Here is a 25,317-nt window from a genome sequence, read left to right as displayed (position 1 = left end):
AAACGTCTTTTACGGCTGAGGCGTCAAGCACGAAATCAAAAAAAACCAATGAATACCTATGCTTACGATTGCTCGTGATGTGGAAACCTCAAAACCGTGAGCTGGAGGTGGTTATCTGGCTCAGGTCATGAGCGAGTATGAAGTAACCCGTGCAAGGACTGGGTTCGAGGTGTTCCTTGGAAATGCTGGGCACGAGAGTAGAGACAGAAGCAGTCCTCGATCTGATCGGTCGACTGGAGAGAGGAGTTGTCTTTTGAGTTTCGTCATTAGCTTCATTCAAAAGAGACGCTGGTCGTTTTATCGCTCATTTGGGCAAGGCCAGGCTTTGCTTAGATTTTCCGGGAGGGGAGAGCGCAACATTGAGGTACCATTGAGCCAGTTACGCAGTCGGATTTGAATGATAGTTTTGAGCTCTTGACTCCGAGTTTGTTGGCTTGTAACGCAATTTTCTATGTGTAACGTTGCGATTGTTACGATGCACAAAATTACGTTACACCGAAGCTTCCGGGCTTGCTGGCGAGACAGCGAAGCTTGGCTAAAACGGTGTCACCGAGAACGCTCGCTTGTGCAGAACTCGTCGCTAAATCTCTCTTGATCAGTAGAGTCGATCTGCCATTCAACTATCCATCTGCCGTCGCTAAACACAAGCTGATAACTCGAGCAATTTCTAAAAGGTTTCCTCACATCGTGAGCTCGAAATTCACGCATGAGTTCGTATGAACGAGCGTGGCTTCCGTGCTTGATCAGCCAAGCGGCAGCTCTGATGAATTGCCCATGGCTAAAGACCTGGATGTTCTGAGCATCGTGATCCGCAAGCTTGGCCAGCATCGCATCTGCGCGCTCGAGCAGATGATCGAACGACTCAGCGCCAGGCCCATCAGTAAACTCCGCGGCACCATTTTTCCAATAGCTTTCCGCATGTGGTTTACGGTCGGTCTGTGTAGTGCCGGCGAAGCGGTTTGGGCTCAAATACGTAAATTCTTCGACCGGCCACACTTCGAATGACACGTCAGGGAAGCACCCTGTGGTTGGTAATGCGGTTGCGATAGCGCGCTCAAAGGGGGATGAGATGATCAGGTCGGGCGTGCACGTTATGGACTCAGCAAGTTCACGAGCTTGATGCAGACCGTTTTCAGTCAGTGGTATTGAGTCCGGTGCTGCCGTGGCTAGACCGGCGTTAGCGGAGCTCTCCGCGTGGCGGATCAACCTTACGAGTTTCATCGCGGGCCCTAGGTTTGATGCATAGGTGCTTCCTCATTTGTCCTCGGCGCTGACGTGCTGTTCGCTATTCCAGGTTTCTGTGAGCTCGTCTATGCGATCCGCAATTTGAGGCTTTTTTGATAGGACTAGTCAGCGCGTATTGCCGACAAACTCTTCGATCAAAAATACAGCATCGCCGACATTCTGTTCGAGCTCCTGCGGCGCTTCATCCGGAATGCGTCCGGGGCATTGTGGAGAGGCGCCCAACCACGGCTGGGCGCCATTTGACTCAGCCTGTGTGGTGACTCTCGGCAAGACCGTAGACGGATGTGTCGATACCTTCGAAGCGCGCTTTTAACTGCAGTGCCAGATACAGCGAATAATGCCGTGACTGATGCAGGTTGCCACCGTGGAACCAGAGGTTTTCCTGCTGTGTTGGCTTCCACATGTTCCGCAGTTCGCCCTCGTACGGGCCAGGATCATTCGTGGTTCCAGAACCCAAGCCCCAGCAGCGGCCGACCTTGTCAGCTACTTCCTGGGAAATCAGCTTCGCCGCCCAACCATTCATTGAGCCATAGCCCGTGGCGTAGACGATCAGATCTGCCGGTAGTCGGCTGCCATCGTTGAGTACGACGGCATCTGCTTCGATGCGTTCGACACCCAGACCAGGCGCGCTCTTGAGCTTGATCGTGCCATTAGCGATCAGTTCGGAGGCGCCGACGTCGATGTAGTAGCCAGAACCACGGCGTACGTACTTCATGAAAAGGCCAGACTCGTCGTCACCGAAATCGAGCATGAAGCCGGCCTTGGCCAAGCGCTCGTAGAAATCCTTGTCACGCTCCTTGATCGCGTCAAAGATGGGTTGATGAAAGCTTGGCATAACCTTGTAGGGGATCGAGGCGAACAGCATGTCAGCCTTGTCCGTGGTCAAACCCGTCTCCAGGGCGTCTTCAGAGTAGAGCCCGCCGAAGACGAGATCCATTAAACTGTCGGAACGCACGATGTGGGTGCTGGAGCGTTGCACCATGGTCACCTCGGTGCCGTTCTCCACCAAGTCGGCGCAGATGTCGTGAGCCGAATTGTTCGCACCGATGACCACCGCGCGCTTGCCGCTCCAGGCGTCTCCACCGGGATGGCGGCTGGAATGATGCTGCTGGCCATTGAAAACCTCGGCACCCGGATAACCAGGAACATTGGGTACGCCAGACATGCCGGTGGCGAGGATCAACTGGGTCGGTTGTAAAGTCACACGCTCGCCATCGCGCTGCACTTCAACCTTCCAGGTGCCACTTTGCTCGTCAAAGCTGGCGTTCACGCATTCTGTACGCGGCCAATAATTGAGCTCCATGACTTTGGTATACATTTCCAGCCAGTCGCCAATCTGGTCTTTTGGGGTGAAGACCGGCCAGTGATCGGGGAAGGGCAGGTAAGGCATATGGTCGTACCAGACAGGGTCGTGTAAGCACAGCGACTTGTAGCGACCGCGCCACTGATCGCCAGGACGCTCGGCTTTGTCGACGATCAGGGTTGGCACGCCCATTCGCTTGAGTCGCGCAGCGAGCCCCAGCCCACCCTGGCCGCCGCCTACGATCAGGCAGTAAGGTTGGGTGGTGATGCCTAGCGAAGCTTCTTCATCACGACGGCGCTCCAGCCAGTTGCGTTTGTCGGCGTGGGCGTGACCATGACTGGCACCCATTGGGCGACGGCGGCCGCTGGGTTCTTCAAAGCCTTTGAGCTCGCGCATGGTCGTCAACAGCGTCCAGCACAGGCCCTCCTTTAGACGCACGTAGCCTTTAGCTCGCGCCGCATCGGTTTCCAGGCTGATCCAGCCTTCGAGCACACCATTATTCAGCGTCGCCTCACCCTCCAGTTTCCATCGCTCAGGACGAGTCTGGTCGAGGCGTGTTTCGAGCATGTCTCGGATGGCAGGCTGGCCTTCCAAGGTCACCAGGTTCCAGCTGAAAAGTAGCAGGTCACGCCAGTGACACTCTTCGGCAAACAGTTCCAGTACGCCGTCCAAATCACGTTGGACGAGACGCTCGTTGAGGCTTTCGACCCAAGCCGCGAGCTGAGCAGTTGGCGTGTGCAGAGGTGTTTCAACAGCGATGTTCATGGGGCTTCTCCCGATCTTGTTGTTTTTGTAACAACTTGCCCCAGAGCAAGGCCCGGGCCATCTTCATGAAAGCCCCGGTGCAGAGCGGCTGCTGCAGTACTGCTCAGGCTTTGACTCGGATCTATGTCACGATTCCGGGAATGGTGGATGACAGAGTGTCACCCGGTGCAAAAAGCGCTCGTTGCGATCTTTTCATATAAGCTGCGAACAGACCCGTGTCCTGACCGTAGCGGAGAACAAGAACAATGAAGCCGGCCTTGATCAACGCCCATGCACAGCAAGTGCTACAAGCCGTGCAGGGCACTATCGCCAGCCACAGCCCTACTGCTGACCTGGCCATCACACGATCCTGGCGCCGGTGCCTGGATCAGTATCAGCTCGATCCTGCCAGTCGCCGCGCACCTAACGTGGTTGAGCATCCACGCTTGCAGGATCATCGCGCGCCACTGGAACACATCATCGCTGTGGCGCATTGGCAGATGAGCAACTTGCACCAACAACTCGGACGTGATGGCCACGTGGTGCTACTCACCGATGCTCGCGGTGTGGCGATCGACAGTGTGTTTAACGAATCCGAACGAGCGGAGTTTCAGCGTTCCGGGCTGTGGCTCGGCTCGGTATGGAGTGAAGATTGTGAGGGCACCAACGGTGTCGGCACCTGCCTGGTCGAGCGACAGCACGTAACCATCCGCCGTGATGAGCATTTCCGTGGCAAGCACGTCGGTCTGACCTGTTCGGCGAGCCCGATATTTGATGCGAGTGGTGAGTTGCTAGCCGTGCTCAATCTCTCTTCTGTGAGGGATGACCACAGTCTTCAGCAACACTTCCAGGCCATGGCATTGACCAACCTGTCAGCCAAGTTGATCGAGAGCTGTTTTTTCTTGGGGCATGATCCGCAGCGATACTTGCTGCGCTTCCACCCTGAGGCTGGCTTCGTTGGGCTGCTGGGTGAAGGCCTGCTCAGTTTCGACGAGAGTGCCCGTATCTGTTCAATCAATCATGCTGCGCTGGATCTGCTGGGCCTCAGCCGTGACCAGGTGGTTGGGCAATCTCTGACGATACTGCTGGAAACCCCTATTGATCAGGTGATGAGTCAGGCCAGCGCTCAGCCGAGTGTCTGTTGGCCAATGCGGCTGGTGGACGGACGCCTGCTCTACGGACAGTTGCGAGAACCCGCGCACCAGGCGCCCTTGGTCATTCCCCCAACTCCCATAATCAACGACGTACACGTGTGTCTGGAAGACCCGCGCCTGCAACGCGGTTTTGCTCGCGCATTGCGTGTTTTGGAGCGTGACGTTCCGGTGTTTTTACAGGGCGAAACCGGTACCGGCAAAGAAGCTTTTGCTGCGGCGCTGCATCGCGCCAGCTCCAGAGCGAGCCAGCCGTTTGTGGCGATCAATTGCGCGGCCATCCCAGAAACGTTGATCGAGAGCGAGCTGTTCGGCTATCGCGGCGGCAGCTTCACCGGCGCACGCAAGGACGGGATGATCGGTAAGCTGGAGCAGGCCCATGGCGGCATTCTATTTCTCGATGAAATCGCCGATATGCCACTGGCGTTACAGACTCGCCTGCTGCGCGTGCTGGAGGAACGTCAGGTGGTGCCGCTAGGTGGCGCAACGGCACGTCCGCTAGACGTACGCCTTATCAGTGCCAGCCACCAGGATCTGCAGGCCTGTGTGGCCGAAGGGCGCTTTCGCGAAGATCTTTTTTATCGCATTGCTGGCTTCGCCGTGCAGCTCCCGCCGTTGCGTGAGCGTTCAGACAAGGGCCGTTTGCTCGACCTTCTGCTGCGCGAAGAGACAAAAGGTGCAAGGATTCGACTGGAGGCGGGCGTCAGAGAGCTCTTGCTGAAGCAGCCTTGGCCAGGCAATGTCCGGCAGTTGCGTACGTGCTTGCGCACACTGGTAGCGTTGGCGTTGGAGGGGCGTGTCACTCTGGACGACTTGGCGGAGTTGCTGCCGGCAGTGCCAGCGACAGCCGCGCTGGCCGAAAATCCGCTTGGAGTATCCGAACGGCAGACGCTGCTAACGTTGATTGAGGCGGAACACTGGCATATCGCCCATGTTGCCGCCCGCCTAGGGATCAGCCGCAATACGCTCTATCGCAAACTGCGTCATCACGGTATTTCACGACCCGGTTGAATGCAGAATGACATCGTCGCGTTTCCTGCCTCTGTGGACTTGGACTGAGGGTAGAAACGACATGTGTTCTCGACTGCGGAAAAACTGACGCATTCCGGTTACTTAGAAGGAGATATTTATATGGAAGTACGTTGCACATCAATCGAAGAAGTTCGTCAGCACATAGACCGCATCGACCGCGATGTGGTTGCACTCCTCGCCAGGCGCGGCAACCTCGTCACCCAGGCGGCGGCTTTCAAGAAAACCACTGATGATGTGCGCGCTCCAGCGCGGGTTGAACAGGTCATCAGCAAAGTGCGCGGAATTGCAAACGATTCCGGTGCCTCACCTGATGTCGTGGAGCGGGTATACAGGGCCATGATCTCTGCATTCATTGACGAAGAGTTGAAAACTCACTCAGCCCTGAAAGATAAGTCTTAAAGTCGTCAGCTTTCATAATCACCGAGGCTCAGCGAGGCTGGTATTTCAGCCTCGCACGCCATTGCATTGATCCTATTTTTGGCTGAGCGCCGCTATCGATACTCCCGAAGCGACGAAGGTGAGTCCTGCCCCGACGTTCAGGCCATTCACCAGTCGTGGCCTCTGACGCAAAAACCGGGAGAGTGCAGTAGCAAATACGCCCATGAGTGCGAATCCCACTGCCGTAAGTACGGCGAACCATATGCCGTACACCAGCATCTGCACGCTCACTGAACCGCGTTGTGGGTCGACGAATTGCGGGATGAATGCAAGTACGAAAAAACCAGGCTTTGGATTGAGTGCTGCCGAGAGAAATCCCGTGAGAAAAATGCTCGGCAGAGATTGTCGAGTCGTTGGCCGGAAGCTAATCAGGCTACGAGAGCGTAGTACTTTGATGCCGAGCCAAAGTAAATAACCGGCGCCGATAAGCTTGACGACCCAGAAGGCTACTGCGGACGTTTGCATAAGCAAAGTCAGTCCTAGCGAAGCAGTTGCCACATGAAAGAGAATTCCCGCCCCGGATGCCATGCCAGATACGACAGCGGCTATCCTGCCCTGACTGAGTCCTCGGCCTACGGCCAGCAGATTGTCCGGGCCTGGTGCGAGCACCAATAGCAAGCAGGCGGCAGTATAGGCAAGCCAGATATTGATCGGAAACACGGCATTCTCCTTAGGCCTCAACGAGGCATCCATCCTCATGTAGCGAAAGACTGTGCCCACACCGGGCTGCAAAGTCGAGTCTTGGCTGACCAAGTGATTTTTTGAATACAAAGGGCCTTCGGGACCTTTTTTTTTGAATGAATAAACAGGAGCTCGAAGCGCTGCGAGAACACTTCAAAAATACAAGTGCGAATACGTATCAAAAGCAAATAATGTGATATACCATGCGCCGCGAATTATTGGCATGTATGCCATCCCGTTTGGCTATTTTCACAAGGTTTCCTCGATGCGTCGTACTCTGGTCTCTATCTGTGTGCTTCAGGCGATTTCCGCTTCCTCTTGGGCGGAGCAAGCGGCAACCGATAAAACCAGTCTGGAGTTGCAGGTGACCGACATCGTCGGTACCTCGGAGTACGAAACGGCCCAAGGGCCAGTGCAGGGCTACCGTGCAACCCGTTCTGCCAGCGCGACGCGAACCGACACTGCGATTCACGAGACACCGCAGTCCATCAGCGTGGTGACCAAAGATGTTGTCGAGGACATCGGGGCGACTCGCCTGCAAGACGCCCTTGACTATGCCGGCGGAGTGGGGCGGGCCAACAACTTCGGCGGCCAGGGACTGACCACCTTCACGGTGCGTGGATTTACCACCGGCGAGTTCTATCGCAACGGTTTCCCGATCAACCGTGGTTATCCGAACATGCCGGATGCGAACACCATCGAGCGCCTGGAAGTACTGCGCGGCCCCGCGACCACGCTCTACGGCCGGGGTGATCCAGGTGGCACGTTCAACGTCGTTTCCAAGCAGCCTCTGCCTGAGTCTACTGTGACGTTGGGCAGCCAACTCGACGACCAGGGAATGAAGCGTGGCACGCTGGATGCCTCCGGCCCGCTCGACGAAGAAGGACGCCTGGCCTATCGCTTGAACGTGGTAGGAGAGGGCGGAGATACCTTCCGCGATCATGTTGAAACCGAACGTTATGGCGTGACGCCGGTTATTTCCTGGCAAGCCACCGACGACACCAGGGTGATCTTCGAAGGCGACTTCATGCGCAACAATCACCCACTGGATCGCGGCTTGACGCACTATCCGAATCAGATTGGCATCGCGTCGCGTGATACGTTCTTCAGTGAGAAAAACGTCGGCAAGTTGCACAACGACAACAACATCGCGCAGCTGCGTTTCGAGCACTTCCTCAATGACAACTGGACATTGGGTGGTGGGTTCCAATGGCTCGATGGCACGTTGCAGGGCAACGCCGTTGAAGCAAATGGCGTTGCCGCCGACGGGCGCACGCTGGGGCGCAACTTCAATTACCGCAAGCTGGAGTGGACGGACAAGGACACTCAACTGAACCTCACCGGACATTTCTCCACCGGCGGCTTCGATCACACATTATTGACCGGCGTTGAGTACGAGGATTACGACTACAAGTCCATCATCCAGCGCTCCAGCGGCGCAGTCGGTGCCTACCCGATTGATATCTTCAATCCGGTGTATGGCCAGCCGCGTCCAGCCTTGACCCGCACGCCGACCAACGACAAGGAAAACCTCAAGACCTATGCGGCCTTCGTCCAGGATCAGGTGGCATTGACTGAGCGTTTGAAGGTCTTGGCGGGCGCCCGTTTCGAGCGTTTCGAGCATGACTACGAAACCTTTGTGCCGGGTGGCAGAAGCTGGGAGGCGAGTGACAATGCGGTGACGCCGCGTATCGGCGTGCTTTATGACCTCACCGATACCGTGGCCGTTTATGCCAATACCGCGCGCTCTTTCAAGCCCAATACCGGGGCCAGTCGACAGGGTGGCGGCTTTGAACCGGAAAAGGGCAAGTCCTATGAGATGGGTATCAAATGGGAAGCCCTGGATCGCCAGTTGAGCGTTGACGCGGCGATCTACCAGATTGAAAAACGTAACGTCCTGACCACTGACCCCGTGGACTCGACCTTCAGTGTGGCAGCGGGTGAGGTGCGCAGCCGTGGCTTCGATTTGAACGTGGCAGGCAATGTAACCCCGGAGTGGCGGGTGATTGGCGGCTATGCCTATGTCGACGCCGAGGTTACCAAGGACAATGTGATTCAGTCGGGCACCCGGCTGATGAATATTCCGAAGAACAGCTTCAGCCTGCTGAACGTTTACGAGTTCCAGGATGGCAATCTGAAAGGGCTGGGGTTGGGTGTGGGTGGTAGGTACGTTGATGAACGTGCGGGCCAGACGGCTAACACGGCGTTTTCGATGGGCAGTTACACCGTCGTTGATCTGCTCGGCTTCTATAAGATCAATGACCAGGTCAGGCTTAATCTCGATGTGAAAAACGTGTTCGACCGGGACTATGAAGAAGGCGCCTTCGGCAATGTCTATGCTTACCCGGGCGAGCCGAGAACAGTTCAGGTCGGTATTTCTTACACCCTGTAGACGAACCGGTAAATTTGGTTTGAACTCAAAAGGCCCTTCCAGGGCCTTTCTTGTCGGGTGTGATGAGGTGAGGTGGACTCAGGAGTCTCCTCAGACAAGATCCAGGTCTTTTCGCTAAATCGGGGTAATGAACGATGTCCATCAGCGCAGATCAAACTGCTGAGTATCAAGCCTTCGCCGAGCAGCTGGCCGATGCTGCCGCTGTAGCCATTCAGCCGTACTTTCGAGCAAAGCTGGATGTGGAAGATAAGGGCGGTCGTGTCTTCGATCCGGTCACCTTGGCCGATAAGGCTGCCGAACGAGCGATGCGCGAACTGATTCAGGATCGGTATCCCGCACACGGCATCCTTGGTGAGGAGGAGGGCTCAATTACAGGCAGCAGCGAGCTGACCTGGGTGCTCGATCCAATCGACGGAACCCGGGCTTTCATCACCGGCCTGCCACTATGGGGAACACTGATCGCCCTCAACGATGGTCAGCGCCCTGTGCTCGGGGTCATGAATCAGCCTTTCACCGGCGAACGCTACATTGGCACTTCGGATGGTGCGTGGCGCAATGGTACGAAGCTACAGACACGACCATGCCAAGGTCTCTCCTCAGCAAGACTGATGTGCACAACACCCGATATGTTCGATTCAGCTGTACGGCGAGACGCGTTTCAATCCGTGGCCAGTCAGGCGCAATTGGTTCGCTTCGGCGGTGATTGCTATGCGTACTGCATGCTGGCTTCAGGTTTTGTAGATGTGATTATCGAGGCTAGCTTGCAGCCCTACGACGTACAGGCGTTGATACCGATTATCGAAGGTGCCGGTGGAGTGATTACCGCCTGGGATGGCAGCACAGCTCAAAATGGCGGGAGTGTCGTTGCTTGTGGAGATCCTGCGTTGCATACGCAATTGGTGGAGCTGCTAAGGCACGCTGTCTGATCCTGGTAAGGGCTAAAGCGCGAGGGATAGATAGCCTCAGACTGACTGTCTATCCCGGCCTTGGCAATGATTCGCGCGCGCAGCCCTGAGTCCCTTCGCCGGCTATGACCTGATAGAGAACCTCAGCGGCTGGCTTTTAACGTTTCAAGCAGCGCCTCGGCGGCCAGGGTGTGGACTTTGCGGGTCGGGTGCCATTCATCCCAGTAGTAATGGGCATCTGGATTTTCACACACCGGCTTGACGTCCGGATAGGTGGCTTGGCACGGGGTATCCAGATCCTTCAAACCCGCAACATCGGGGGCCGCGCGAAGCTTGTTGCTGAAGGCCAGGTGGTCAAAGTAACTAATGCTGACGTGATGGGCTTTAGCGAGTGTTGTTAGTACGGCTGGCAGTTTTTGCTCGAGTATCTGCTGGTATTCTGTTGCATTCTTCACTTGATTGCCCTGCACCACAGCCGGCACGTGACTCAAATCCGTAGTCCCCACGACCATCACGTGCTTCGCGCCTGCCGCAATCAGCGTCTCGGTAGCCTTCTGTATGTTCGCCACGCTGTTGTGGCTTAGCACGTCAATCGATTCCGGGTGCGAGAAGTCGGCCCATTCAAAAAAGTCGTTGGCTGAGATGAAAATGAAATAGAGCGAACTCGGATCCGCTTTGTGTGTTTTAGCGGCTTTCAGATGATCGGCGATTTGGCCGAAAACCCCAGTGTCGCGAGATGGCTCCATCCAGGCGTAGTAGTTGCCGTTGCCGCTCTTGGCACCGCCAATCCCGTAGTCGGTCAAGGGGGTTTTCAAGGCGTGAGCCAAGTCCTCGACGGCGGTGGGGCCATTGCTCCAGCGTCCCTTCCAATACAACGAACCGGGGAGCTCCTGTGCATCTTTGACCTTCTGAGTGGCCAAGTTTCTAGTGAAGGTTTCACCCGCACCATTGTCAGAGTAGCTGTCACCGAAAGCATAGAGATGATCGTAGCTGGGGGCGCCAAAGGCGGTTGATGCAGTCAGTGTCAACAGAGCGGCCAAGTAAGCGCGGCGAGTCATTGAAAGTCTCCCAGGATGTCACCTCAGACTACCGGTGGCGACGTTTTGCCTTGCCACGGTTGCGACCTGTGTTTAGCCGCGTGCGCAAAGTCTGTCCTGTTCGCGACAGGTAGCCGCCCAGCTCAAGGACGCCCATGACCAATGATCACTTGAGGTTCGCCGATGACCGACCTATCTCCTTGCAGGAATACGACCTGCTCGATCGCGCCGGGCTCAGGTCAAGAGTTGCCGATTTCATGACATTGACGCGACCGGGCTGATCCGGTCCAGATGGCTGGCAATCATCGCAGCAACCATGCTGCAGACTTGTCTGGCGTCCAATGATTCATCGAACAACAATTCGACCGTCGCATGGATCATTTCGACCACGACTCGGGCAACCATCAAAAGCATCTGCGGATCGGCGTGCGGGAAAGCGCTGGCCAGCGCTTGGGCTTGCGCGCTGGCGACACGTCGGTGAGAGTCGAGTCTCACATGCTCCAGCGCCGGTACTGCTCGAAGTGCTTTGAGAATCCACATCCCACCCAAGGTGGCATGGGTTACTTCATAAGTATCCAGTATCAGTTCCGCAAGCGCCTTTTCCAGTACCTCCCGGGAGCCGGTCAGCAGCTCCTGGTTGATCCAGTGGCCAACCAATTCGTTTTGCTTTTCCAGTAAGCGATCGCCTAGAACGCTCAGTAGCGCGTATTTGTTGGGGAAGTAGCGATAGAGCGCTGGCGGGGTAAGGCCTGCTCGTTCACATACCAGATTCGTCGACAGGCGCTCTATTCCGACATCGCAGAGTGTCTGAGCCGTAGCCACGAGAATTCGCTCATAGGTTTCGGTCGCCCGCTGCTGTGCTGGCAGCTTTTTGTGTTCCGTTGCTCCAACGCTGTTCGTGGAGAGGGGAGTGGAGGTTTTGAGCTTGGCCATGAGCGCCCTTAACGAGAAGTGAGAGGCAAGGATAGCAGGATGAAAAAACAGTTGATTCAGCGAAGAATGATAGTTATAACTATCGTGTAGCGATGACTATCATAACTGATGCGTCGTTTGTGTGACGGTGTTTCTAAAACAAAAAATACAGGGCACGACTATGAACGCGCGGCACTTGCTTCTCCTTTCCCTCGCTTTGATGTGCACCGGAAAAATTTTTGCGGCGGCGGGACCGTTGGATGCCAAAGGACTTTGGCTCACGGCGGAAAAGGACGCGATCATCAAGCTCGATGATTGCACGGCCAAGGCAGGCGCAATTTGTGGACAAATCGTTTGGGTGAGGGACGTCGCATCGACAACCAGCGATTGTGGCGTCCAGATCATGCAATTGGATCGTTACGAGAAGGACGCCTGGCGCGATGGGTGGGTCTATGACCCGCGCAATCAGAAAAAATACAAAGGCGTCGTTCGGGTCAAGGAAGGAAATCTCAATGTAAGGGCGTTCGTCGGCTCGGAGATTCTGGGTCAGACGGAGCAATTCGAACGCGTTGAAAAACTGCCTCCCGCACCGGTTTGCAAACTGTAAACCTGACCTTCCTCGTGGGAGAGTTCCATGCGTACAAACATCACCCATTGCATGATGGCGGGCCTGCTGTTGTCCGGCGCAACCCCAACGCTGGTGTTGGCGGACGAAATGGCCAGCTACGCGGTAGACGTTACCGCACGAGTCAGTTCTGACATTCGCAACCGCGGTATCTCCGATTCATTGAACGGGCCGGGGGCCAAAATTTCCATTCAAGTCGCTCATGAGAGCGGGCTGGTGGCCCTGGCCGAGTTCACGACCGTCAGCAAGAAGCAGTTTCTGAACGGCGATGGCGTCGAGATCCTGCTTGCCGGCGGCTATCGTTTTGGCGATCCGGATGCCTGGCACTTCGGCCTGGGCCTGGCGAGCGAAATGTTCCCCAATGCTCAGTTCAGGGCACCCAATCGGTTCGACGCTCAGACATTCACACTGACAGATGAGCGCAGCACCAACTACAACAGCCAATTCGCCGTGTTGGAGTTGGGGTATGGCGCACTGGAAGGTCGAATCGCCAGGGTCCTCTCCAAGACCTATCGAGGCGCCAATACCGGAGGTGTTTGCGGAACACTGCTGCAGTTCCGCGATGATCCTGCCAAGGGGTTGGAGTGTTATGCCAAAGGGGATCGCAACTCCCGCGGCAGCATGCTTTATGACCTGGATTACAAGTATGCGCTGGGCATGAACACCACGCTGAAGCTGCATGCCGGTTACCAGCAGATCGTGAATTTCTCTGAAGCGAATTTCGCAGACTATGGCGTAGGCCTGGTGCACCGCTGGGCGGGTTTTGACTGGGGGCTTGACTGGGTCACTACCACGACCCGGGCGAGAGAGTTGTACCTGGCCGAAGATGATGGGCACAGGCGGGCGACAGACGACAATCGTTGGGTCCTTTCGATTTCCCGTCAATTCTGAGTAACTGATTATGAACTCGCTTTCCTTTTCCCGGGCGCCTGAAACGGCGGCCGGGCTGGAGCAACTCGTCCTTGCGGTCGATCTTGGAACATCTGGTTGCAAATGTGCGCTGGTTTCCCTGGAGGGAGAAATACGCGCATGGGCCTACCACAGTGTCCCGCTGCATGTCAGTGGTTTGAGTGCCGAGCAGGAGCCTCAAGATTGGTGGAACGCTTTTATGCGCGGAGCGAGCGAACTGCTCGGCAGCGATACGGTCAGGCGCAGGCAGGTCATTGCCGTGTGCTGTTCGACGCAAAGCGAAGGGACCGTCTGTGTTGACAATAATGGGGTGGCCGTTGGGCGCGCGTTACTGTGGCTGGATAAGCGCGGTGCCGCTGCGGTCAAGCGTCGTATGGGGGCAGGGCGGTTTGGCCTGTCTGGTTACGCGCCCTTCAAGCTGTTGCGTTCATTGCGTTTGACCGGGGGCGTCGCTTCGTTGTCCGGCATGGATTCGGCCGGACACATGGCGTACGTCCTTGATCATGAGCCGCAGCGATATGAGCAAACTTACAAGTTCCTGAACGTGCTCGATTACATGAACTTACGGCTGTCCGGTCGATTCTGTGCCACGAGCGATTCGATCCTGACGTCCTGGATCACGGATAACCGCGACCCTCATCGCATTCGCTACGACGACGGCTTGGTACGAGCGCTGGGTGTCGACGCTGCCAAACTGCCCGAACTGGTGGGGTCAACCGACATCATCGGGCCTCTGCTTCCCGAACTGGCCGATGCGCTGGGCCTCTCTCGAGACACCCAAGTGGTGGCCGGTTCCGTAGACACCTCAGCCGTGGCGGTAGGTGCTGCGGTGAGTGATTTCGCCTCGCACCTGTACTTGGGAACGTCCTCTTGGGTGGGGGCCCATGTGCCGTTCAAGAAAACCAGTGTGCGTCATCACATTGCGGCGGTGCCGAGCGCGATCAATGGCCGGTACCTGGCGTTGGCCATGCAGTCGGCCGCGGGCTCGAACCTTTCGTTTTTACGGGACAAGGTGCTGTATCACCCCGATGAATTGCTCAGCGACGAGCAGCAACCGGATGTCTATGCCTTGCTCGATCGCATCGCGGCAAGAGTCCCGCCGGGAGCACGAGGGCTGATCTATACACCTTGGTTATGTGGCGAGCGATCTCCCATTGGGGACTCGAGTCTGCGCGCGGGTTTGTTGAATCTGAAACTCGAGCATTCACGAGAAGACATCATTCGAGCCTTCATGGAAGGCGTTGCGCTCAACACGCGCTGGATGCTGGAGCCGTTCTCGCGGTTCCTCGGCCGATCAAAAGAGATGATCGTGGCTACCGGTGGTGGTGCCCAGTCGGATGTCTGGTGCCAGATCATGGCCGATGTCACCGGTCACATTATCCAGCAGCCCCACAACCCCATCCAGACCAACGCCCGAGGCGCCGCGTTTATCGCAGCAGTGGCCCTTGGAAAACTACAGTTTCACGACCTGCCGAATCTGCAGAGAGCCCACCGGCTGTATGAGCCGTCGCGGAACACGAGTGCCCTTTATGACGACCGTTTCGCCACATTCAAGGAGGTCCGCAAGCGGCTCGCTCCGCTTTATCGCCGCCTGAATCCATCGCAGGAGAGCACTCAATGAGTCAAGTACAGCAGGAGATTGTCGAGTTATCGCGTCATCTGTCGCAACGCGGCTTCTTTGCCGCGACCGGTGGAAACCTGGCGTTGCGTGTCGATGCGTTTCATATTGCGGTCACGCCCTCGGCGACGGATTATTTTTCCATGCGCCCCGAAGACGTTTGCGTGTTGCGTTTGAAGGACCTGGTGCAGATATCGGGCGAGCGGTCGCCCTCTGTGGAAAGTGGTCTGCACGCAAAAATTCTGCGCAATCGCCCGGATGTCAATTGCAGCATTCATACCCACCAACCAATTGCCAGTGCCTGCACGTTGCTGGGCAAACCGCTGCAAGTCGGTTTACCGCAACTATGGAAATCGCTGGGCGTGAGTATCCCGCTGGTGGGGTATGCCCCTTCGGGCACCCGTTGGTTAGCGAACAAGCTGGAGCGGTTGATTCGCCCTGAATGCAACGCCTATCTGATGCGCAATCACGGCGTGCTCTGTTGCGGCCCGGACATCGATACGACTCTGGACCGCCTTGAAGATCTAGAGGCGTTCTGTCGGGATCATCTGTTGAATCGAATCTACGCGCAGGCTCGAGACCGGCCGGAATCAAGCACAGCAGCGGCTCGCTTGATCGACGCCTTGGCTTTGTCCTCGGCTCATGCTGTCAACCCAAAAAATATTTCAGAGACCTCATCATGAACGAACCCCTTCGTCCATCCACCATGCCCCAAACAAACGCCCCAGCGGTTTCACAATGGCCCGACGTGGATTCGTTGTACCGGCGTTTCGATGAACTGGTCAAACAGCCGATCCGCCCGCTGAAGCGGGACGCATTGAGCAAGGTCATGGGCTATTTCGACGAGCGTTGCCAAGGCTCGAAGCGCCTCTCCGAGGCTGCAAAAAAAGTCATACCCGGTGGCGTGCAGCACAACCTGGCGTTCAATCATCCGTTTCCGCTCGCCATCTCTCAGGCCAAAGGTGCTTACCTGACGGATGTCGATGGCAACCGCTATATCGATTTCCTGCAAGCCGGTGGACCGACTCTGTTGGGCTCAAACCACCCGGCCATCCGCGAGCAGGTTGATCGGATCCTCGATGAGTGTGGGCCGGTCACCGGTTTGCTGCATGAATACGAGGTCAAACTGGCTGAGTTGGTCTGCGAGATGATGCCGGGGGTGGACATGGTTCGACTGCTCGGTTCCGGTACCGAGGCGGTGATGGCTGCTGTTCGCCTGGCTCGCGCCTACACCCGCAAGAAGTGGGTCATCAAGATCGGCGGGGCCTACCACGGCTGGAGCGATCAGCTTGTCTACGGGATGCGCTTGCCCGGTACCGGACGCATGGAGGCCGTCGGTATTCCCCGTGGGGCCACGGCGCATACTCAGGAAAGTCCGCCGAACAATCTGGATGCGTTGCGCCGCAAGTTACAGGTCAACCGTCTACGTGGTGGTACCGCCGCCGTGATGGTTGAACCCTTCGGACCGGAAAGCGGGACCCGCCCGGTACACCCGGACTTCAACCGCCAGTTGCGCAAGTTGTGTGACGAATTCGGCGCCCTGTTGATATTTGATGAAGTGGTGACGGGGTTTCGTGCCGGCCTGGGCGGGGCGCAGGCGTATTTCAACGTCATGCCGGACATCACTGTGCTGGGCAAATGCCTGACGGGTGGTTACCCGATGGCAGGCGCCATTGGTGGGCGTCGAGATGTCATGCAACTGCTCGCTGGGGGGATCGGCACTTCTGCGCGCCGGGCCTTCGTCGGTGGGACGCTGTCGGCAAACCCGCTGTCTTGCGTGGCGGGGTATTACGCCTTGCTGGAAGCGAAGCGCCTGGATGCACCCGCAGTAGCCGGACGTGCCGGCGACCGGCTGCGCAAGGGGCTGGAAGCAATTATCACGCGCCGAGGTTTGCCGTATGTGGCCTATAACATAGGCTCCATCGTGCACTTGCAGACCTCCGGTGTGCTGTTGCTCGACACCAGTAACCCGCTCAAATTGTTGCGAGCTCGTAACGAGGCAAAAACCCGCAAGCACATGATGGAGGAGATGGGGGCCGCCTATACCGCTCATGGTCTGATTACTCTGGCGGGTAGCCGGATCTATACGAGCCTGGCCGATACCGACGATGTCATCGACGAAGCACTCGATCGATTCGACGCCGTTTTCAAACTGGTGTGAGGTCAGCGCAATGAGAGATTTACTTCGGCAACAATGGCTGGATTTGCAACGACGACTGATCGGCCAAGTAGGTGCTCATTCCAGTCTTTCGCTGCGAATACCAGGCGAGGAGGGGATCTGGCTGGGAAAACTGGATGCCGCGGAGCCCGTGAAGATTGACCCGGCTGCTGCCCCGGATGGGTACATGCAGACGCATGCGGCTACGTATCAGGCGCGTCCTGATGTGGGAGCAATTCTCCTGGGGGGCGGTAAGTTCAGCAGTTGTCTGGCCGATTTTGGCGGTTTCATGCCTGTTCTGTTTGATGAACAGGCGCGGCATTTGGGGCATATGGGTGAGCCAGTCGGAACTGAACGTGAGTTGGCCAAATCCTTGCGCAAAGGCGGCAATACGATACTGATTAGAGGCGTGCCGGCTTGTCTGGGGGCCACGGGTACACGCATGGCGCTCAATGCTGAATTGTTTGAAAAGTGCGCTAAAGCCTACACCCTGGCCAAGGCCTCAGGGACTCAAATCACCTATTTGCCCTGGTGGGTGACTTTCATCGCTACGGGGCGCTTGATGAAAGACGAGAAGCGGGCGGCGCAGTGTTTTGCCAACGGCCAAATTCCACCTGAAAGCCGTGGTTACTGAATAATTAATTAGAGGCATAAAGCTTATGCACTCCTCGTTCGCTGTTTCTCGCAAACATCTTGTTGCTGCGCTGACTCTGGGTTCCGTGGCGGTACTCATGGTAGGCCTGCAACCGCTTCTCCTCGGAGAGTTGCTAGCCGCCAATCGGCTGTCGCTCGAAGGCGTCGGGCTGGTTGCAATGGGAGAGATCGTTGCTTTGGGGTTAGGGGTCATCGTCGGCGACTTGATGCGACTGATGATGAACCTGCGTTTTATCACGATCATGGCGGCGGTGTTTACTGCTGCCCTGGATATCATGACTACGACGACGACAGGGGACGCCGGACTTCTGATTGTGCGTGCCTTGGCGGGATTGACGGAGGGACTTCTGTTATGGGGGGCCGTCAGCCTGATTGTTCGCGGGCCTCACCCGGACCGTGTATCAGGCCTGTTCATGGTCGTGCAGACCCTGGCCCAGGGAATCATTGCGGCAGTCCTGGCATTTTGGGTCCTGCCTCGGCAAAGCGTCTCCGGAGGGTTCGTGTTACTGGCTGCGCTATCACTGGCGTCGGTGTTGCTGGTTTGCTGGCAGCCTGCCCGACTGGCGCCTTTGGCCAGCCATGCGGGTCAGGCGCAAGGCTTCTCGTGGCAGCGTTCACATCTACTGTTGATGGCCGTTGTTTTCATCCAGCTTTCGGCGATTGGCGCACTCTGGGCATATCTGGAGCCCTTGGGAAAATACGCCGGACTGGATGCGCAGAGTGCTCAGGCGATGATTTCGGGCACTTTGTTCATGCAAGTCGTGGGCGGTTGCTGTGGCATTCTTTTGGTGCGCAGGGTCTCTGAATTCAAACTCCTTGCGACGGCTGCCGTTCTATTGGGAGGAATTGCCGCGGGTATGTACTTCTCGGCTGACCAGGGTGCGAAAACGTTTCTGATCTTCAGTGGTCTTTTCGGCCTCGTTTATCTGGTACTCACGCCGTTTCAGGTCCGTATCGCATTGAGTCTGGATCCATCCGGGCGAGTTGCCGTGCTGGTTCCTGGTATGCAGTTGCTGGGTTGCGCCTTCGGGCCGTTAGTCGCTTCGCAATGGGTGGCGGGAGATTATGCTCAGCCCGTAGCGCTCGTCAGTTCTGGATTTTCCCTCTTGGCGCTGGTCCTTTTGGGGGGGCTACGAAGAACGACGCCGAGGCAGGAGGGTGGATTTGCCGGCAAGGTCGTTCTGATCGTCGGTGCATCCTCCGGCATGGGGCGCGGCCTCGCGGTACGTTTGGCGCAGGAAGGCGCATTGGTGGCAGCTACCGCACGACGCCAGGAGCAGCTCCTTGAACTGCAACGCGAGATCACCGAGCAGAGCGGCAAGTGCAATGTGTGGGCGGCAGATGCCATGAACGAACAGGCTGCTGCCAAGGTGATTGCTGAGGTCGTAGCGCTCTACGGCCGCCTGGACGTAGTCGTGCTCAACGCGGGTGGCGCACCGGCACTGGACATGCGCAAGATGCATGCCGGGCAAGTCACGGGCTATATGAGATCCAACTATGACGTAGTGGTTAATTACCTGTTCCCGGCACTGAGACAGATGAGTGAACAACGATCCGGTTTCGTCGTACAGACCAATTCGTTGGCGGGTTTTCTAGGTGTTACTCTCCAGGGGCCATATTGTGCCGCCAAGGGCGCGTTACGCCTGCTTATCGACACTTGTCGAATAGAGTTTGGCGAGAAAGGCATTCGCTTTCTCTCCCTTTACCCGGGCTTCGTTGCAACGGCTCAGACTGCAAGCGATGGCATGCCTGCGCCGTTGGAGATATCTGAGGCAGCTGCCGTTTCATACATGCTCAAAGCCATGCGCAGTAACCGTTGGGATTATCTTTTCCCCTGGTCCATGCGCTGGCTTATACGGCTCTCGAGGGTACTCCCCAAACCTGTCCTGCTCTGGGTATTGCGCCACGAATTGCCGCCGTTGTCGGAGGATATTCAGGTGGCGTCATCCGACTTGCAGGGCCAGCGGATAGCGAATCACCGCTAACCATCACAAGCCGCCCCCAGAGGGGGGGGGCGGCGACGGCTTCAGTCGAAAGCAGCGCAGCCCCCGACAACGCCATATTTCCGAGATGCATCAAGTGCCAATCGTTCATGCAGCCATCTATCGCGGAATATTACGTTATGGGCGCGACGATGATCGATTGCTTTATGAGGCAACCCATTAACGGTGAACCCTGTTGTTCAGACCCTGCTCAGGGTTCCTTGAAGACGATACAGGTCCAGGTTCGGCGTGGTGTAAAACGAACGGGAGGTGTGGGCGCCAAAGTCGTCGACGTGTACCACGGTGGCACCGTCAGCTTCTTGCCAGGAGATGAGGAAAATGTCGTTTGCAACTTCTTGCCAATCGTATTCGACTCTTCCTGTGGCCCCGGCTGAATCGCCGGCTGTAATGGTGTAAGTCATGTGCAGGCCATCTTCGTCGTAGTCATTGAGCGCAGCCAGTCCGTCATAATTGACTTCAACGGTCTGGCCCGCGAAGGGTGGCAGTAGCGGATTTATGGTCATGTAATGGCCTCGATAAATAGGGGAGGATCACATCTGGTGATCGGCAGCAAAGCGAGAATAAGAGCGCTTCGTCAAGCAGCCTGATGAAGGAGTGCGATCGACTGTGCACACGAATTCAGGGAATCGGCCTACGCCTTAGAAGGTCCCCGGATAGGCGCCACCGTCCAGCAAGAGGTTCTGCCCGGTGAGATAGCCTGCGTGGCGGCTGCACATAAACGCACACAGCGCACCGAACTCGTCAGCAGTACCGAACCTGCCGGCAGGGATGGCCCCGCGTTTTTTCTCCAGCGCCTGGCCAAGCGCCTGGCCGGCCGCATTGGCAGAGGCCTGAGTCGATTCGCGCAGGCGATCGGTGTCAAACAGCCCCGGCAGCAAGTTGTTGATCGTGACGTTATTGGAAACCAGCTGCGGCTGGCGCGCCAATCCGGCAATGAAACCGGTCAAGCCGCTGCGAGCGCCGTTGGACAGCCCCAATATGCCGATCGGCGCTTTTACCGCGCCCGAGGTAATGTTCACAATGCGACCGAATCCGCGTTCAGCCATATTATCGACGGTGGCCTTGATCAGCTCGATAGGTGTGAGCATGTTGCCGTCAAGGGCGGCCATCCAGTCCTCGCGAGTCCAGTCGCGGAAGTCTCCCGGCGGCGGACCTCCGGCGTTGGTCACCAGAATATCGAGCACCGGACAGGCTTCCAGTGCCGCTTCGCGCCCGGCGACGGTGGTGATGTCGCCGACCACGGTTTTAACCGTGACCTTGCTGTTCAGCAGACGCAGTTCAGCGGCTGTGTCTTCCAGCGCCTGGGGATTGCGCGCAGTAATCACGACGTTCACTCCTTCCGCTACCAAGGCTTTGGCGCAACCTTTGCCAAGGCCTTTGCTCGCGCCACAGACCAGTGCCCAACGCCCTTCGATTCCAAGTTCCATGCTGACCTCTCTGAATGATTAAGTGATACGGCTACCAGGCTCAATCGAGTTGCGGCCCGTCATACCCCTCGACAATGATCAGATCAATGACGGAAATGGGCTGACGAATCTTCGCCGCGTCCTGATATTCCGGGGAGTTCCAGCAATCGATGGCAGCCTGATAACTGGGGAATTCAATCACCACGTTGCGCGCCCGACTCTGACCCTCCACCGTTTCGAATCGCCCGGCGCGAATGACAAACCGCGCGCCATACTTTTTGTAAGCCACGGCGTTGGCCGTGGCGTAGCGCTGATACTCCTGCAGATCACTGACGTCGACCCGGCCAATCCAATAACCCTTGGGCATAAATCCTCCAGCTCAATAGTGTTCGATCAATAGATAACGGTCAGTCGCCGACCGGCCCTTTGAGCAGCACCCAGTAGGCCAGTGCCGCGACCACTGCGACCACCGCGCTGACCATGAAGGCCGTGGCGAAGGAGCCCGAGTGCTGAATGCTGAATCCGGTGACGATCGGCGCGATGGACCCGGCGATGTAACCGCCAAAATTCTGGATCGAGCCAAAGGAGGCGACCCGTCGTGTGGAGACAATGGCATTGGCGATCATCCAGGCCGTTGAACTGGCCAGGTTGATGCTGAACAACGCCACACACAGCAGCACCACACTCAGGGTCAGACTGCTGCCAAACGACAGCGGCAGGGTGAACATGGCCGCGAGCAACAGGCCGGAAATGGCCGTCACCTTGCGGCTGCCCAACACGCTCATGCCGCGCTTGACCATGCGGTCGCAAATGCGCCCGGCGGCAATGGTGCCAAAGGCCCCGAACAGGTAAGCCAGCGAGACCACCCAGGCGGTTTTGTACAGGCCCAGGCCATGTTCGCGCTCGAAGTAACCCGGCAACCAGGTGAGGTGCAGCCAGAGCATATAGATGACGCCCATGAAACCCAGTACCGCGCCCCAGGTGCTGCGGTGCTGGAACAGGCTCAACCAGTCGGCAAACAGCGCCTTGCGCGGTGCCGGCTCAGCATTTTTTTCGGCGACCCGGGCAACCTCCGGCGACGGTTGACCGCTGGCGGCCAGCTCGGCCAGGTACTGTTTTTTGCTCTTGTAGAACATCAGCCAGCACGTGGCCAGGACGATGCCGATAAACCCGGTGATGACGAACATCCCGCGCCAGCCGAAATTGATCATGAACAGCGTCAACAACGGCGGAGCCAGGCACGGCCCGATACATGTCGAGGACAGCACGATGCCGGTCGGCGTCCCGCGTTTCTCGGCCTCGAACCATTCCGACAAGGCCTTGGCCGCCGATGGGAACATCGGCGCCTCACCCACCCCCAGCAGGATCCGCAGGCCAATGAAGCCGGCAAAACTGTTCACCAGCCCGGATACCGATTGCGCAACGGACCAGGTCAGCAAGGCGGCGCCGAGAGAGATTTTACTGCCCAGTCGATCGATGATGATGCCCAGCGGCAACTGGGCGAACGCGTAGGCCAAGGAAAACGCTGACAGCAAGATGCCCATCTGCGACGGGCTGATCAGCATGTCTTTCTGGATCGAGGTATTGGCTATCGAGAGCGCGCTGCGATCCAGATAGTTGACGATGCCAATCAGCAACAACAACACCACGGTGATGCTCTGGTACTTCTTCAGGGACGAGGTCCGGGCACCACTATGCTCGAGACCTGCAACTTCGGTTGCGGATTCAGGGATCATATCAACACTCTTTTTATTGTTGTTCAGATGGGGGCGCGCCGACCGGCGCGATGTCCTTCAGGTGTGCCTTACATCGATTGTTCCAGCAGCAGTTGGTAGTCGTCAGCCGAAGCCTCGCTCCCGTTGGTATGACAAGAAGCTTTACCCATTATCAACGGCTACCCGAGACCCCTTGTCCATAGACTCGGAAGCAGTGTGCGGAAGTATATGCATGCTAAAGAAGGGGGCGGTATTGACAACAATCCATACCGGTATAACTAATACTCAAGTCCAATAAACAAGATGTCCGTGGGATCGAGCGGGCTCCACAGCTACAACGATTACCGGTCGCCGGTAGCTATGGAGAATCTGGCGGCGTGAAAACCGTTACTGATGCCCAGTGGCTAAAACAACGGAATGCTATAGCTCACGATCAATCGATTCTGATCCTGGTTGCGGGACGCTTCGCTGTTCGACTTGCCATTGCGCCAACCGAATCCAACCCCTTTGAGCGCACCGGACTGGAGTACGTAGTCCAGGCTGATATCTCGCTCCCATTCTTTCTGGTTATCACCGGATGTCGTCTTGATGTTATCCCCGCTGAGATACATGACCGACGCTTTCAAACCCGGCAGCCCCAAGGCTGCGAAGTCATACGCATACTGACCGAAGGCTGTGCGCTCGCCCGCGCGGGTGAAGGTCTGGATCAGGCGATCGGTATACAGGTAAAGACTGGCCCCACCGGCGCCTTTGTCCGGCAAGTTGCCCTGATTGAGCTGAGTGAAATTACTGCCATTGGAAACGCTTTGGTAACCCGCCGTAATCGCATGGGCACCCAAGGCGTAAATCAGCGCGGCACTCCAGGTTCGGTTGTCGATCTCGCCATCGCTGTCTTGGGTGTAGCCACTGATTCTGTAGCCCGAGGTGCCTGAGCTGTTTCTACCGGACGAGTCGGTCTTGAAGTAACGCAGGTCGGCTTTCAGGGATTGATTGTCCGAGATCGCCAGTGTGTGGATCAGGCCGAAAAACTGCTGGGTGTAATAGTCTTCCAGGTTGGCGTAGTAATACTGGACGGTCAGGTCCTTGGTGATTTTCCAGTCACCGCCAGCGAAGTCGAACGCGTTGCTTTCACGGGTACCGCCCGTGGCGGCCAGGCCGGTTTGATCGCTTGAACCCCGCCCCGTGGCGTGTTCAATCCGGCCACCCGTCAGGGTCAGGTCCTTGAACTCGCTCGAAGTGATTTGCCCGCCCTCGAATGTCTGCGGCAGCAGGCGTCCGTCGTTGGCCACCAGGATCGGCAGCTTCGGCATCAGCGTGCCCAGGCGCAGCTCGGATTTCGAGACCTTGACCTTGCCGGTCAACCCCAACCGGCTCCACTCATCGACGGCGCTGTTGTCGCTGTCCGAAGGAATCATCGAGCTGCCGACATGCCGTCCTTTGCCGCTGTCCAGGGTAACGCCCATCAAACCCAGCGCGTCGACGCCAAAACCCACCACGCCATCGGTGTAGCCCGACTTGTAGTCGAGCATGAAGCCCTGTGCCCATTCTTCGGTTTTCGAGGGGGCGGCCGAGCCGTCGCGGTTGTCATTGTTGAAGTAGAAATTGCGCATCCCCAGCGTGGCTTTGCTGTCACTCAGGAAGTCGGCCTGTGCCTGGGTGCTGAGTGCAATGGCACCCAGAGCCAGGGTTACAACGGTGTTCTTGTTGCTCATATGAAGCGCCCCTTGTTTTTGTAGTTGGAATTGAGAAGGGTGACTCCCGCCGTCACAGATGCGCTGTTGGCGGGAGCCTGCTGTTGGAATCAGATACCCAGTACGTTGGCGCCGATGCACGGGTCAATCCCGCGTTCCAGACGCCGCTGGTGCAAGATCACAGAGATCTCCATCGAACCGGTGGTGACTTCGAAATCCAGAATGTGGCCGCCATAGGCCTGGAACGTGGCGTCGCCGGCGACTCCGTGCATGTGGACCGAAGGCTGATCGTTCTTCCACGCCACCGAGCCGGTGATGCTGGCCATCTCGACGTTGCTGAAGGTCTTGGCGTCGAAGTCCTTTTTGTCCTTGTTCCAGAAACCGAACTTCACGTTGCCGAAACCGATCCCGCTGATCGAGGCGCTGGGGATCTTCTCGGCTATCGCCAGTTTGGTCAGTTCCTTGAACGCGTTGTCACCCGTGCGCAACACCATGAGGTAACCGGTGGGGGTCCTGGTGTAGCGGGGTGTGGCTTCAGTGGCACATTGCATGGGCGCTGTCGTCGCGGTGGGTGTGGTGTCGGCAACGGCCAGCTGAGTGCCTGCGGTATTGATCATCACGGCGGCAGTAACGGCCAGCAGCAGTCTGCAAAAGCGTTGTTTCGGGTGACGTTGAACGTGCATGAGAGTTCCTCTGTT

The 25,317-nt window shown here is 57.2% G+C and carries 22 protein-coding genes and 2 pseudogenes; 12 read left to right on the top strand and 12 right to left on the bottom strand.

Features of this window, described 5'->3' with window-relative positions; all coding sequences use genetic code 11:
* Positions 1-146: 146 nt before the first annotated feature.
* Positions 147-257, top strand: a pseudogene (locus tag AC06G5_RS15150) (antitoxin); the annotation flags it as partial.
* Between the two features lie 289 nt (positions 258-546).
* On the opposite strand, the gene AC06G5_RS15145 reads toward AC06G5_RS15150, so the two are convergent.
* The 3 genes and pseudogenes from AC06G5_RS15145 to AC06G5_RS15135 all read right to left on the bottom strand — a co-directional run bounded on the left by AC06G5_RS15145 (position 547) and on the right by AC06G5_RS15135 (position 3,313).
* Positions 547-1,221 (bottom strand): histidine phosphatase family protein, encoded by a 675-nt coding sequence (locus tag AC06G5_RS15145; protein ID WP_480459837.1) that lies wholly within the window; start codon positions 1,219-1,221, stop codon positions 547-549.
* A 33-nt stretch (positions 1,222-1,254) separates the two neighbouring features.
* Positions 1,255-1,467 (bottom strand): annotated as a pseudogene (locus AC06G5_RS15140) (AbrB/MazE/SpoVT family DNA-binding domain-containing protein).
* 22 nt (positions 1,468-1,489) lie between these two features.
* Complete coding sequence (locus tag AC06G5_RS15135) at positions 1,490-3,313, bottom strand: NAD(P)/FAD-dependent oxidoreductase (RefSeq protein WP_480459835.1); 1,824 nt, start codon at positions 3,311-3,313, stop codon at positions 1,490-1,492.
* Positions 3,314-3,558: 245 nt separating this feature from the next.
* On the opposite strand from AC06G5_RS15135, the gene AC06G5_RS15130 reads away from it, so the two are divergent.
* Together AC06G5_RS15130 and AC06G5_RS15125 are read left to right on the top strand one after the other, a co-directional pair.
* Positions 3,559-5,454: a sigma-54-dependent Fis family transcriptional regulator gene (locus AC06G5_RS15130; RefSeq protein ID WP_413424300.1), complete on the top strand. Its 1,896-nt coding sequence runs from the start codon at positions 3,559-3,561 to the stop codon at positions 5,452-5,454.
* Positions 5,455-5,574: 120 nt separating this feature from the next.
* Positions 5,575-5,874, top strand: coding sequence for a chorismate mutase (locus AC06G5_RS15125; protein ID WP_413424302.1), 300 nt, complete (start codon positions 5,575-5,577; stop codon positions 5,872-5,874).
* Between the two features lie 72 nt (positions 5,875-5,946).
* On the opposite strand, the gene AC06G5_RS15120 is transcribed toward AC06G5_RS15125, so the two are convergent.
* Positions 5,947-6,573: a LysE family translocator gene (locus AC06G5_RS15120; protein ID WP_413424304.1), complete on the bottom strand. Its 627-nt coding sequence runs from the start codon at positions 6,571-6,573 to the stop codon at positions 5,947-5,949.
* Between the two features lie 286 nt (positions 6,574-6,859).
* Here AC06G5_RS15120 and AC06G5_RS15115 point away from each other — a divergent pair, with 286 nt between their 5' ends.
* Positions 6,860-8,986, top strand: a complete 2,127-nt coding sequence (locus tag AC06G5_RS15115; protein ID WP_480459831.1) for a TonB-dependent siderophore receptor — start codon at positions 6,860-6,862, stop codon at positions 8,984-8,986.
* Positions 8,987-9,120: 134 nt separating this feature from the next.
* The gene (hisN, locus tag AC06G5_RS15110) at positions 9,121-9,912 is read left to right on the top strand and encodes a histidinol-phosphatase (RefSeq protein ID WP_413424308.1); all 792 of its coding nucleotides are present in this window, start codon (positions 9,121-9,123) and stop codon (positions 9,910-9,912) included.
* 122 nt (positions 9,913-10,034) lie between these two features.
* Here hisN and AC06G5_RS15105 read toward each other — a convergent pair whose 3' ends face one another.
* Positions 10,035-10,949, bottom strand: a complete 915-nt coding sequence (locus AC06G5_RS15105) for an SGNH/GDSL hydrolase family protein (RefSeq protein WP_413424310.1) — start codon at positions 10,947-10,949, stop codon at positions 10,035-10,037.
* A gap of 234 nt (positions 10,950-11,183) precedes the next feature.
* Positions 11,184-11,861 carry a TetR/AcrR family transcriptional regulator gene (locus AC06G5_RS15100; RefSeq protein ID WP_413424312.1) on the bottom strand — a complete coding sequence of 226 codons (678 nt, stop codon included), beginning with the start codon at positions 11,859-11,861 and terminating at the stop codon, positions 11,184-11,186.
* Between the two features lie 160 nt (positions 11,862-12,021).
* On the opposite strand from AC06G5_RS15100, the gene AC06G5_RS15095 reads away from it, so the two are divergent.
* Genes AC06G5_RS15095 through AC06G5_RS15065 form a run of 7 tightly spaced genes read left to right on the top strand, consistent with a single transcriptional unit; the run spans position 12,022 to position 19,789 of the window.
* Entirely contained in the window at positions 12,022-12,447 is a 426-nt protein-coding gene (locus tag AC06G5_RS15095; RefSeq protein WP_413424314.1) for a DUF2147 domain-containing protein, read from the top strand.
* Positions 12,448-12,474: 27 nt separating this feature from the next.
* Positions 12,475-13,356, top strand: a complete 882-nt coding sequence (locus AC06G5_RS15090) for a TorF family putative porin (RefSeq protein ID WP_413424316.1) — start codon at positions 12,475-12,477, stop codon at positions 13,354-13,356.
* 10 nt (positions 13,357-13,366) lie between these two features.
* Complete coding sequence (locus AC06G5_RS15085) at positions 13,367-14,995, top strand: xylulokinase (RefSeq protein ID WP_480459828.1); 1,629 nt, start codon at positions 13,367-13,369, stop codon at positions 14,993-14,995.
* On the top strand, positions 14,992-15,675 hold the full coding sequence (locus AC06G5_RS15080) for a class II aldolase/adducin family protein (protein WP_480459826.1): 684 nt from the start codon (positions 14,992-14,994) through the stop codon (positions 15,673-15,675). Before AC06G5_RS15085 ends, AC06G5_RS15080 begins: the two co-directional genes overlap by 4 nt.
* A complete protein-coding gene (locus tag AC06G5_RS15075) occupies positions 15,672-17,153 on the top strand; it encodes an aspartate aminotransferase family protein (RefSeq protein WP_413424322.1) in 1,482 nt (493 codons plus the stop codon). The genes AC06G5_RS15080 and AC06G5_RS15075 overlap by 4 nt, the downstream gene beginning before the upstream one ends.
* Positions 17,154-17,163: 10 nt before the next feature.
* On the top strand, positions 17,164-17,784 hold the full coding sequence (locus tag AC06G5_RS15070; protein ID WP_480459825.1) for a hypothetical protein: 621 nt from the start codon (positions 17,164-17,166) through the stop codon (positions 17,782-17,784).
* 25 nt (positions 17,785-17,809) lie between these two features.
* The gene (locus AC06G5_RS15065) at positions 17,810-19,789 is read left to right on the top strand and encodes an SDR family NAD(P)-dependent oxidoreductase (RefSeq protein WP_480459822.1); all 1,980 of its coding nucleotides are present in this window, start codon (positions 17,810-17,812) and stop codon (positions 19,787-19,789) included.
* A gap of 197 nt (positions 19,790-19,986) precedes the next feature.
* Here the strand turns inward: AC06G5_RS15065 and AC06G5_RS15060 are convergent, their stop codons facing one another.
* The 6 genes from AC06G5_RS15060 to AC06G5_RS15035 all read right to left on the bottom strand — a co-directional run bounded on the left by AC06G5_RS15060 (position 19,987) and on the right by AC06G5_RS15035 (position 25,302).
* The gene (locus AC06G5_RS15060) at positions 19,987-20,310 is read right to left on the bottom strand and encodes a MoaF-related domain-containing protein (protein WP_413424328.1); all 324 of its coding nucleotides are present in this window, start codon (positions 20,308-20,310) and stop codon (positions 19,987-19,989) included.
* Positions 20,311-20,445: 135 nt separating this feature from the next.
* Positions 20,446-21,234 (bottom strand): SDR family oxidoreductase, encoded by a 789-nt coding sequence (locus AC06G5_RS15055; protein ID WP_413424330.1) that lies wholly within the window; start codon positions 21,232-21,234, stop codon positions 20,446-20,448.
* A 40-nt stretch (positions 21,235-21,274) separates the two neighbouring features.
* A complete protein-coding gene (locus tag AC06G5_RS15050; RefSeq protein ID WP_413424332.1) occupies positions 21,275-21,580 on the bottom strand; it encodes a DUF1330 domain-containing protein in 306 nt (101 codons plus the stop codon).
* Between the two features lie 40 nt (positions 21,581-21,620).
* The gene (locus AC06G5_RS15045) at positions 21,621-22,886 is read right to left on the bottom strand and encodes an MFS transporter (RefSeq protein WP_480459889.1); all 1,266 of its coding nucleotides are present in this window, start codon (positions 22,884-22,886) and stop codon (positions 21,621-21,623) included.
* A 446-nt stretch (positions 22,887-23,332) separates the two neighbouring features.
* Positions 23,333-24,640 carry an OprD family porin gene (locus AC06G5_RS15040; RefSeq protein ID WP_413424334.1) on the bottom strand — a complete coding sequence of 436 codons (1,308 nt, stop codon included), beginning with the start codon at positions 24,638-24,640 and terminating at the stop codon, positions 23,333-23,335.
* An 89-nt stretch (positions 24,641-24,729) separates the two neighbouring features.
* Positions 24,730-25,302, bottom strand: coding sequence for a PPC domain-containing DNA-binding protein (locus tag AC06G5_RS15035; protein WP_480459820.1), 573 nt, complete (start codon positions 25,300-25,302; stop codon positions 24,730-24,732).
* Positions 25,303-25,317 lie beyond the last annotated feature (15 nt).

It is taken from the genome of Pseudomonas sp. WT-JTC (genome assembly GCF_056711565.1).
The sequence above is the reverse complement of the archived record's forward strand: the minus strand, read 5'-3'. Positions and strand labels throughout refer to the sequence as shown.

Excerpts from the sequence above, each read along its gene's own strand:
- AC06G5_RS15050 (WP_413424332.1), bottom strand. The coding sequence starts at position 21,580 with ATGCCCAAGGGTTATTGGATTGGCCGGGTCGACGTCAGTGATCTGCAG.
- AC06G5_RS15040 (WP_413424334.1), bottom strand. The coding sequence starts at position 24,640 with ATGAGCAACAAGAACACCGTTGTAACCCTGGCTCTGGGTGCCATTGCA.
- AC06G5_RS15085 (WP_480459828.1), top strand. The coding sequence starts at position 13,367 with ATGAACTCGCTTTCCTTTTCCCGGGCGCCTGAAACGGCGGCCGGGCTG.
- AC06G5_RS15100 (WP_413424312.1), bottom strand. The coding sequence starts at position 11,861 with ATGGCCAAGCTCAAAACCTCCACTCCCCTCTCCACGAACAGCGTTGGA.
- AC06G5_RS15130 (WP_413424300.1), top strand. The coding sequence starts at position 3,559 with ATGAAGCCGGCCTTGATCAACGCCCATGCACAGCAAGTGCTACAAGCC.
- AC06G5_RS15095 (WP_413424314.1), top strand. The coding sequence starts at position 12,022 with ATGAACGCGCGGCACTTGCTTCTCCTTTCCCTCGCTTTGATGTGCACC.
- AC06G5_RS15145 (WP_480459837.1), bottom strand. The coding sequence starts at position 1,221 with ATGAAACTCGTAAGGTTGATCCGCCACGCGGAGAGCTCCGCTAACGCC.
- AC06G5_RS15075 (WP_413424322.1), top strand. The coding sequence starts at position 15,672 with ATGAACGAACCCCTTCGTCCATCCACCATGCCCCAAACAAACGCCCCA.
- AC06G5_RS15125 (WP_413424302.1), top strand. The coding sequence starts at position 5,575 with ATGGAAGTACGTTGCACATCAATCGAAGAAGTTCGTCAGCACATAGAC.
- AC06G5_RS15065 (WP_480459822.1), top strand. The coding sequence starts at position 17,810 with ATGCACTCCTCGTTCGCTGTTTCTCGCAAACATCTTGTTGCTGCGCTG.
- AC06G5_RS15055 (WP_413424330.1), bottom strand. The coding sequence starts at position 21,234 with ATGGAACTTGGAATCGAAGGGCGTTGGGCACTGGTCTGTGGCGCGAGC.
- AC06G5_RS15035 (WP_480459820.1), bottom strand. The coding sequence starts at position 25,302 with ATGCACGTTCAACGTCACCCGAAACAACGCTTTTGCAGACTGCTGCTG.
- AC06G5_RS15135 (WP_480459835.1), bottom strand. The coding sequence starts at position 3,313 with ATGAACATCGCTGTTGAAACACCTCTGCACACGCCAACTGCTCAGCTC.
- hisN (WP_413424308.1), top strand. The coding sequence starts at position 9,121 with ATGTCCATCAGCGCAGATCAAACTGCTGAGTATCAAGCCTTCGCCGAG.
- AC06G5_RS15080 (WP_480459826.1), top strand. The coding sequence starts at position 14,992 with ATGAGTCAAGTACAGCAGGAGATTGTCGAGTTATCGCGTCATCTGTCG.
- AC06G5_RS15105 (WP_413424310.1), bottom strand. The coding sequence starts at position 10,949 with ATGACTCGCCGCGCTTACTTGGCCGCTCTGTTGACACTGACTGCATCA.
- AC06G5_RS15090 (WP_413424316.1), top strand. The coding sequence starts at position 12,475 with ATGCGTACAAACATCACCCATTGCATGATGGCGGGCCTGCTGTTGTCC.
- AC06G5_RS15070 (WP_480459825.1), top strand. The coding sequence starts at position 17,164 with ATGAGAGATTTACTTCGGCAACAATGGCTGGATTTGCAACGACGACTG.
- AC06G5_RS15115 (WP_480459831.1), top strand. The coding sequence starts at position 6,860 with ATGCGTCGTACTCTGGTCTCTATCTGTGTGCTTCAGGCGATTTCCGCT.
- AC06G5_RS15060 (WP_413424328.1), bottom strand. The coding sequence starts at position 20,310 with ATGACCATAAATCCGCTACTGCCACCCTTCGCGGGCCAGACCGTTGAA.